At 31.7% G+C, this 6,917-nt stretch carries 8 protein-coding genes; 5 read left to right on the top strand and 3 right to left on the bottom strand.

Annotation, left to right across the window (positions count from 1 at the left end):
* Together KO464_08475 and KO464_08470 are read right to left on the bottom strand one after the other, a co-directional pair.
* Positions 1-1,002: PAS domain S-box protein (locus KO464_08475; protein MCC7573409.1), on the bottom strand; the 1,002-nt coding region annotated here is incomplete at its 3' end.
* Between the two features lie 112 nt (positions 1,003-1,114).
* A complete protein-coding gene (locus KO464_08470; protein ID MCC7573408.1) occupies positions 1,115-2,008 on the bottom strand; it encodes a hypothetical protein in 894 nt (297 codons plus the stop codon).
* A gap of 86 nt (positions 2,009-2,094) precedes the next feature.
* Here KO464_08470 and KO464_08465 point away from each other — a divergent pair, with 86 nt between their 5' ends.
* The 4 genes from KO464_08465 to KO464_08450 all read left to right on the top strand — a co-directional run bounded on the left by KO464_08465 (position 2,095) and on the right by KO464_08450 (position 5,671).
* Positions 2,095-2,778, top strand: a complete 684-nt coding sequence (locus KO464_08465) for a DUF4013 domain-containing protein (GenBank protein MCC7573407.1) — start codon at positions 2,095-2,097, stop codon at positions 2,776-2,778.
* Between the two features lie 67 nt (positions 2,779-2,845).
* On the top strand, positions 2,846-4,204 hold the full coding sequence (locus tag KO464_08460; GenBank protein MCC7573406.1) for a deoxyribodipyrimidine photo-lyase: 1,359 nt from the start codon (positions 2,846-2,848) through the stop codon (positions 4,202-4,204).
* Positions 4,205-4,206: 2 nt separating this feature from the next.
* The gene (locus KO464_08455) at positions 4,207-4,686 is read left to right on the top strand and encodes a hypothetical protein (protein MCC7573405.1); all 480 of its coding nucleotides are present in this window, start codon (positions 4,207-4,209) and stop codon (positions 4,684-4,686) included.
* Positions 4,687-4,690: 4 nt separating this feature from the next.
* Entirely contained in the window at positions 4,691-5,671 is a 981-nt protein-coding gene (locus KO464_08450) for a DUF523 and DUF1722 domain-containing protein (protein ID MCC7573404.1), read from the top strand.
* A gap of 1 nt (position 5,672) precedes the next feature.
* Here the strand turns inward: KO464_08450 and KO464_08445 are convergent, their stop codons facing one another.
* Complete coding sequence (locus KO464_08445) at positions 5,673-6,158, bottom strand: pyridoxamine 5'-phosphate oxidase family protein (protein MCC7573403.1); 486 nt, start codon at positions 6,156-6,158, stop codon at positions 5,673-5,675.
* 144 nt (positions 6,159-6,302) lie between these two features.
* Here KO464_08445 and KO464_08440 point away from each other — a divergent pair.
* Positions 6,303-6,917 (top strand): polysaccharide biosynthesis C-terminal domain-containing protein (locus KO464_08440; protein MCC7573402.1); only part of this gene is annotated, 615 nt, incomplete at its 3' end.

The following is a 6,917-nucleotide window of genomic DNA, read 5'->3' as shown; positions in this document are numbered from 1 at the left end:
TTTCCCGATTACCTCTTCTAGAGAATAATGAAAAATGTTTTCAGCTGCTTTGTTCCAATATGTTATATTGCCATCGTTGTCTAATGTAATTATTGCATCTTGGGCAGAGTTAGATATGGCCTTAAATTTTTCTTCACTTTCTTTAAGTAATGAAGAAGTATTCTTTAATTCTGTCAAGTCGTTAAGAATAATTACTGTTCCAAAAAATTTATCACTGATATCGAGCATCTTTTTCATTTTTACTTGAAAATAGCACAGTCCCTTTTTAGTAAGAATGTATTTTTCAAATTCTGTCTTTTCTAAATTAGATGCTCTGAATTCAAGAATTTCAGCTTCTAAGAAATTTAGTTTCATCTCTTTTTTTTCAATTTCGTAGTATTTTTCACCAGATGTTTGATAGGAGTCAAAATATTCTGATGCAGCATGATTTAAATTTTCTATTATACTTCTTTCATTCAAGAAAAACATAGGCGCATTAAGACTATCAAATATTGTCAAATACTTATTCTTTTCATTAGTCATATATCGATTTTTAGATTGAAGGTCTTCAATAAGATCTTTTGCACCTGATTCGCTCCATTCACTTGAAAATCCGATTTCTAGACGGTCGAAGAATCGATTTGTAAATGTTAAATATTTGTTCTTATCGTTATTATCAAAATCTGTTTGTGATATCAAATCCAAGTAACTTTGCCTATAATATTTCATCAGTCCTAAAAACATTGAAAGAGTGACGCCTCTACTCCTATGCATTTGGGCTTCAAGAATACCAAATGCTGCAATAGGGTCTTTTGAATAATCTTCATCAGGAGTTAGTTCTGGAATGCCCTTGTATTGATTTAATCCTTTAATTAAACTTTCTGAAAGTCCTGAAATAGAAAGTCTCCATGCTTCAACTAAGGTTGACGTATATTTGGTATAATCTCTAGCTTTCGCATAATCAAGAACTCTCTGCATTAACCAATCTTCATTTGAGGAGATTAACTCAATTAATTTTTTCATAGATTCTAAAAATATATATTTAAATGTCTTTTTAATGCTTTCTAGACTAAATTGGGCAGACTACGATAATCGTAATAATTCCTATAGTTTAGCTAATGATTAAATTCTATTCTTATTTTAATATTATTAAATTGTTTTTTCCGTATTTCTGTTTACCTATTAATCCATTTTTTTCCATTTCGGTTATTATTTGGCTTATTTTAGATTTTGACATTCCAGACCTAGCAACAATATCGTTCTGGAAAGATTTACCCCCAGACGATTTCAATATACTTATTACTTTTTCTTGGTCAGACAATAATATTGGGGCATTTTTATTTTTTCTAAGAATTAAATAGACAATGATCCCTATTATAATAAAAATTCCAATTACCCCAAATAGTAATGGATTAAATGAACTTACTAAAGACTTCTTTTCCAGGACAACTTTTGGTTCGTTTTCTAATAATAATTTTGGACCATACCAAAATAATATGTTTTCTCTTTTATCAGTCGGCTCTGGATTAATACCATTTATAGAATAATCTTCCGGGAATTCTATTGCAAGAACTTCTCCCTCTTTTAGCTGGCTACGGTCCTTAAATGAATCCCCGATTATGATATGATCTTTATCCTTTAGGCCAAAACCTCTCCACAAGAATTTAAAATTAACAACACCGTATTTATTATTAATAGAATCTACAATTTGATAGTTCAAAGAAATATTTTCAATATTCATTTCTCTTCCAGAAGAGTAGGCTACAGTATTAATTATGTTTTGGAGTGATTCTTTCTTTCTCTGGATTGTGAATTCTTTATCTCCTTCTAAAGCATCCATATATTCATTGAAGAAATCAATATCCTCTTGATTTTTTAGTTCAAATCTTGTTTCAAGATTCCATAATGCACTTCCATCTTCATAAACTTTTATGTAAATGCTATTTGTTTCCCCGGAAAATGCGCTACCCATAGAAGATAAAAACAAAATTGCGAAAATCCCAATGATTGGCAAGAATTTACTTTTCATAGTATTTTTTTGTTGAAGAATATTTTAAACTTTACTATCAATCCATTCTCAAAAGATATATAAATGATTTTTTTATTCATAATCTGATGGTAAACTATAACATATCATTCAGAAAACCCTTTTCTGACTTTAGAAAACTCCTTATTGGAATAGTTATTAACATAATTCCTATTCTGAACTTAATTTCGTATGGATACATACTTGAAAGTTCGGATATAAAAAAAGGAGAACAAACTGAAAAGATGGAAGAATGGGAAGATTTTGGAGACTTCTTTGTCAAAGGTCTCTTAGGCTTAATAATATCTTTGATATATGCAATCCCTGCTTTGATTGCAGGTATCATTGCTTTTGCCGTTGCACTTGGGCCATTAATTGGAAAACTTGCTTTTATGGGTCCTCAAAGAGTTCAAACTATGAATCCAGAAGAATTTTTCCCAATCTTTCTTCCATACTTAGTTGCAGCTTTGCCGTTAGTCGTTGTCTTTGCTATATTAATACTAATAGCCACATATGTGGCACCAGTTGCAGTTTTAAAGTACATTAAAACGGATAAGTTCTCTGAAGCCTTTAATTTTAATGATATTGCCAAATACATTTTCACTGGAGATTACATTGTAGCTTGGATATTGGTCTTAGTATTGAACTTGGCATTAGTTGGAATATTGTCAAATGTGCCTTTAATTGGAACTGCTATCGCATCTTTCATAACTGGGATGATAGGATTCTCTCTTTACGCAGGAGTCATGATAGGGATAGATAAAAAGAATTAATTTTTCTTTTCTTTTTTAACCGAAAATTATCTATATTAGGATACCTACTATAATTTAAGGTGTAGCATTGATTCGAAATGAGAGAATAAAATATTTGAACGATAATAATGAAAAAAACGGAGATTATGTTCTATACTGGATGCAGTCTTCTCAAAGAACAGAGTACAATCATGCTTTAGAATATTCAATTTTAAAAGCTAATTCTCTAGATTTACCATTAATTGTATTTTTCGGATTAAATGAAAAATTTCCAAATGCAAATCTGAGAAATATTTCTTTCATGCTTGAAGGACTATATGAAGTTGAAAAATCTCTGAAAAATAAAAATATTAAATTTGTCATTTGGAAAAAAAAGCCCAAAATTGGGGCAACAGAAATTTCAAGTGATGCCTCAGTCGTGATTGTAGATAAAGGCTATCAAAGATTTGAACGAGATTGGAGAGGCCATGTTGCAAAAAATATTGATTGTCCTTTGATAGAAATTGAAACTAATACTGTTGTTCCAGTAGAAGAAGTTTCAAAAAAAGAAGAATACGCAGCCGCAACTATAAGGCCAAAAATAAATAAACTCCTGAATTCTTACCTTTCACCGTCGAGTTTAAGCAACCCTAGAATAAGTTCTCTTTCTTTTAGAATTGATTCTTTAAATATGGACGAAATAGAAGAAATAATTAACTCTCTTAAGATCGATAAAAGTGTAAAAGCTGCACCTTATTTATTTGGAGGAACTTCAGAAGCTAAAAATCATCTTGAGTATTTTACCAAACATAAGCTTGATAGGTATGATGATTTAAGAAATAATCCAAATCTTGACTACCTATCAAATATGAGCCCATATCTCCATTTCGGGCAGATATCTCCTTTGTACATTGCATTGAAAATTCAGCAAACTGGGGACGCTGGCAAGGGTGCATTCTTAGAAGAACTAATTGTTCGAAGAGAACTTTCAATGAACTACGTTTATTATAATGCTCAATATGATTCCTTTGGAGGATTGCCTGATTGGTGTAAGAAAACTTTAAAGTTACATGAAAAAGACTCAAGAGAATATACCTATTCCCTCAAGGATTTTGAAAATGCAAACACCCATGATCCGTACTGGAATGCTGCCCAAAGAGAAATGGTATACACCGGTAAAATGCATGGTTATATGCGGATGTATTGGGGAAAAAAGGTCATTGAATGGACTAAATCCCCAGAAGATGCGTATGAAATATTGATCTACTTAAATAATAAATATGAATTAGATGGTCGAGATCCAAATGGATATACTGGAATTGCTTGGTGTTTTGGAAAGCATGATAGACCTTGGGCAGAAAGAAAAATTTTTGGCAATATACGTTATATGAACGATAAAGGACTTATGAGAAAATTTGACGCTGATGCATATACGAAAAAGATAAATGAGTATGTCTCTAATACTTAGCTATGGCAACTCAAGAATTAATTGGAAAAATATTTCCGAAAATAACCGCATATTCTCTGGCTAAAACGGAAGTAATACTTCCAGATATGGCAATAGGCAAAGTTACTTTGATCGGAATAGCATTTGTTCGCCAGGCCCAAGAGATGCTCGACTCTTGGTCTATCCCGTTTGAAGATAGATTTTCCAATATGTCCAATTATATTTATTATGAAATACCAATGCTCAATGGACTATGGAAGTTATTCCGTAGTTCAATAGATGGCGGAATGAGGGCAGGTATCCCACTTGAAAAACATACTAATGTCTTGACACATTATGGTAACTATAAAGAATATACTTCCTATCTTTCAATTGATAATATAAATAATGGATATGTTTTTCTTTTGGATATGGAAGGCCTCATAAGGTTTAGAGGAATTGGATATGCATCTGAAAAAGATTTAGTAGAAATGATTCAAACTGCAGAAATATTAGGGAAATGATATTATGAAACATTTTTTAAAACCAAGGATTGTTATAAGCAAATGCATAGAGCATGGATCCTGTAGATATAACGGCCAGATGATATCAAGTGAATTTGTAGAAAAATTAAAATCATTTGTAGATTTTGTTCCGATTTGTCCTGAATTTGAAATAGGTCTTGGAGTGCCAAGAGATCCAATTAGGATTGTTTCGTTTAATGGCGATTTAAAGCTTTTACAACTAAAAACTGAAAAAGATGTCACTAAAGATATGATAGAGTTTTCTAATTCATTTTTAGATAAATTATTAGATATTGATGGATTTATCCTAAAATCAAAGTCCCCCTCGTGTGGTATTAAAGATTCCAAGATACATACTGTCAAAGGCCCACAACCTAAATACCCTAAAGGCCCGGGATTTTTTGGTAAAGTTGTACAAGAAAAACACCCTAATCTAGCCATAGAAGATGAAGGGCGATTACTTAACTCAAGAATAAAACAGCATTTTCTGACAAAGATATATTCATTAAGGAGATTTAGAGAAGTCAAGAAAACAATGTCGAAGAAAGACTTAGTTGAATATCAATCATACAATAAATTGTTGTTTGGTGCATACAGCCAAAAAGAAACAAAAGAGATTGGTAGGATCGTTGCCAATATGGATAAATATCCACTTGAAAAAATATTCCAGAATTACGAAGCACACCTCTTCACTCTTTTTTCAAAGCCGCCAAAATGCCCTCCCAATATAAATATTCTTTTACACGGATTTGGATATATATCTAAAAATTTAAATAAAAAGGAGAAAGAATTCTTTCTTGAGACAATAGACAAATATAGAAATGGTAATGTGTCTTTAAGCGTTCCAACTAACATTCTAAAATCCTGGGTTTTGAGATTTGATGAAAAATATCTTGAAAATCAAAGTTTCTTTGAACCTTATCCAGATGAATTGCTATCTGTTGAAGATCTTAATGCATGTGAAGTTAAGGATTATTGGGAATAGATTAGCTTTTCTTAAATGCTTTTATTTCTTCAACATCTGTTAGTTTCCAGACTATGCTCCTCTTCTCGTTAACAAGGGACTCTAAAGGTTCATCAGAAGAATGACCCAGTGCTATCATTATATTTTTCGATAGATTCTTCTGTTTTATCATTTTAACAAAGTCTTTTCGTATCTCTTGATCATTTTTTTCATCATCTATCTGAACAAGTTTTCCAGAAAGTACCATAAAACTAAAATCCGAGAAATCTTTTTCATATTCTTCTATTTCTACAAGGACGTAAGGATACTCTCTAAAAAATGATATTTTTTTGCCATAATTTGTAGATAAAAAGTACATATTATTTCCATCAAAAATATACAAAAGTGGTGCAATATATGGGTATCTGTCTCCTCTAAAAGCAACTCTACAGAGGTATTGTTTTGAAATAAGTTTGTCATATTCAACTTTTTCCATTTTTGGGAGCTTCACAATATCATTTTTACTCATAATGAATATTAAAAATAAAACTATTAAAATCTTTTCGTGAATATCTCTCGTATATGATATTATCTAAGATAATTTTTGCAATATATGGATAGATTTATAATTAGAATTTAGATTTGGAAGTCTATTATCTAAAAGGGTTTTTTTATGCCGAACAAGATTGATCAGAACAAACAAAAAAAACACACCGAAGGTATCAAGACGCTTCTTGGTGACCCTAAAAGAGCAATACTAAAACTTTCTATGCCAATGATCATAGCCATGCTTGTCCAAACTTTATACAATTTTGCTGATGCACTTTGGGTTTCTTTTTTAGGGCCTGAAGCATTATCTGCCGTTGGATTTTTCTTTCCTTTCTTTTTTATGATTATGTCCGTAGGGGCCGGCATAGGAATGGGAGGGAGTTCCGCAATATCAAGATTTATTGGGGCCCATAAGAAAGAGGAAGCTGATAACGTTGCCGCTCATACTATTGTATTGATGTTAATATTGGGAATTATTATTACGCTCCCTTTTGTTGTTTTTTCAAGAAATATCTTTGAATTAATGGGCGCTGGAAATGTAATTGATGATGCCACTGTTTATGCCCAAATTATGTTTGCTGGGACATTACTTATCTTCTTTTCAAATGTTGCAAATTCGATTCTCAGGGGCGAGGGTGATGCAAAGAGGTCTATGTATGCCATGGCATTTGGATCTGTGCTGAATATAATACTTGACCCAATATTTATATATCCTCTGAAGCTGGGAGTTGCGGGTGCA

Source organism: Methanofastidiosum sp. (assembly GCA_020854815.1).
Taxonomy (GTDB): Archaea; Methanobacteriota_B; Thermococci; order Methanofastidiosales; family Methanofastidiosaceae; genus Methanofastidiosum.
Note: the sequence above shows the minus strand (reverse complement) of the source record. Positions and strands in the feature narration are given on the sequence as shown.

What these genes read in the sequence shown, in the direction of transcription:
- KO464_08470 (MCC7573408.1), bottom strand. Translation starts at nt 2,008, where the DNA reads ATGAAAAGTAAATTCTTGCCAATCATTGGGATTTTCGCAATTTTGTTT.
- KO464_08445 (MCC7573403.1), bottom strand. Translation starts at nt 6,158, where the DNA reads ATGAGTAAAAATGATATTGTGAAGCTCCCAAAAATGGAAAAAGTTGAA.
- KO464_08455 (MCC7573405.1), top strand. Translation starts at nt 4,207, where the DNA reads ATGGCAACTCAAGAATTAATTGGAAAAATATTTCCGAAAATAACCGCA.
- KO464_08465 (MCC7573407.1), top strand. Translation starts at nt 2,095, where the DNA reads ATGGTAAACTATAACATATCATTCAGAAAACCCTTTTCTGACTTTAGA.
- KO464_08450 (MCC7573404.1), top strand. Translation starts at nt 4,691, where the DNA reads ATGAAACATTTTTTAAAACCAAGGATTGTTATAAGCAAATGCATAGAG.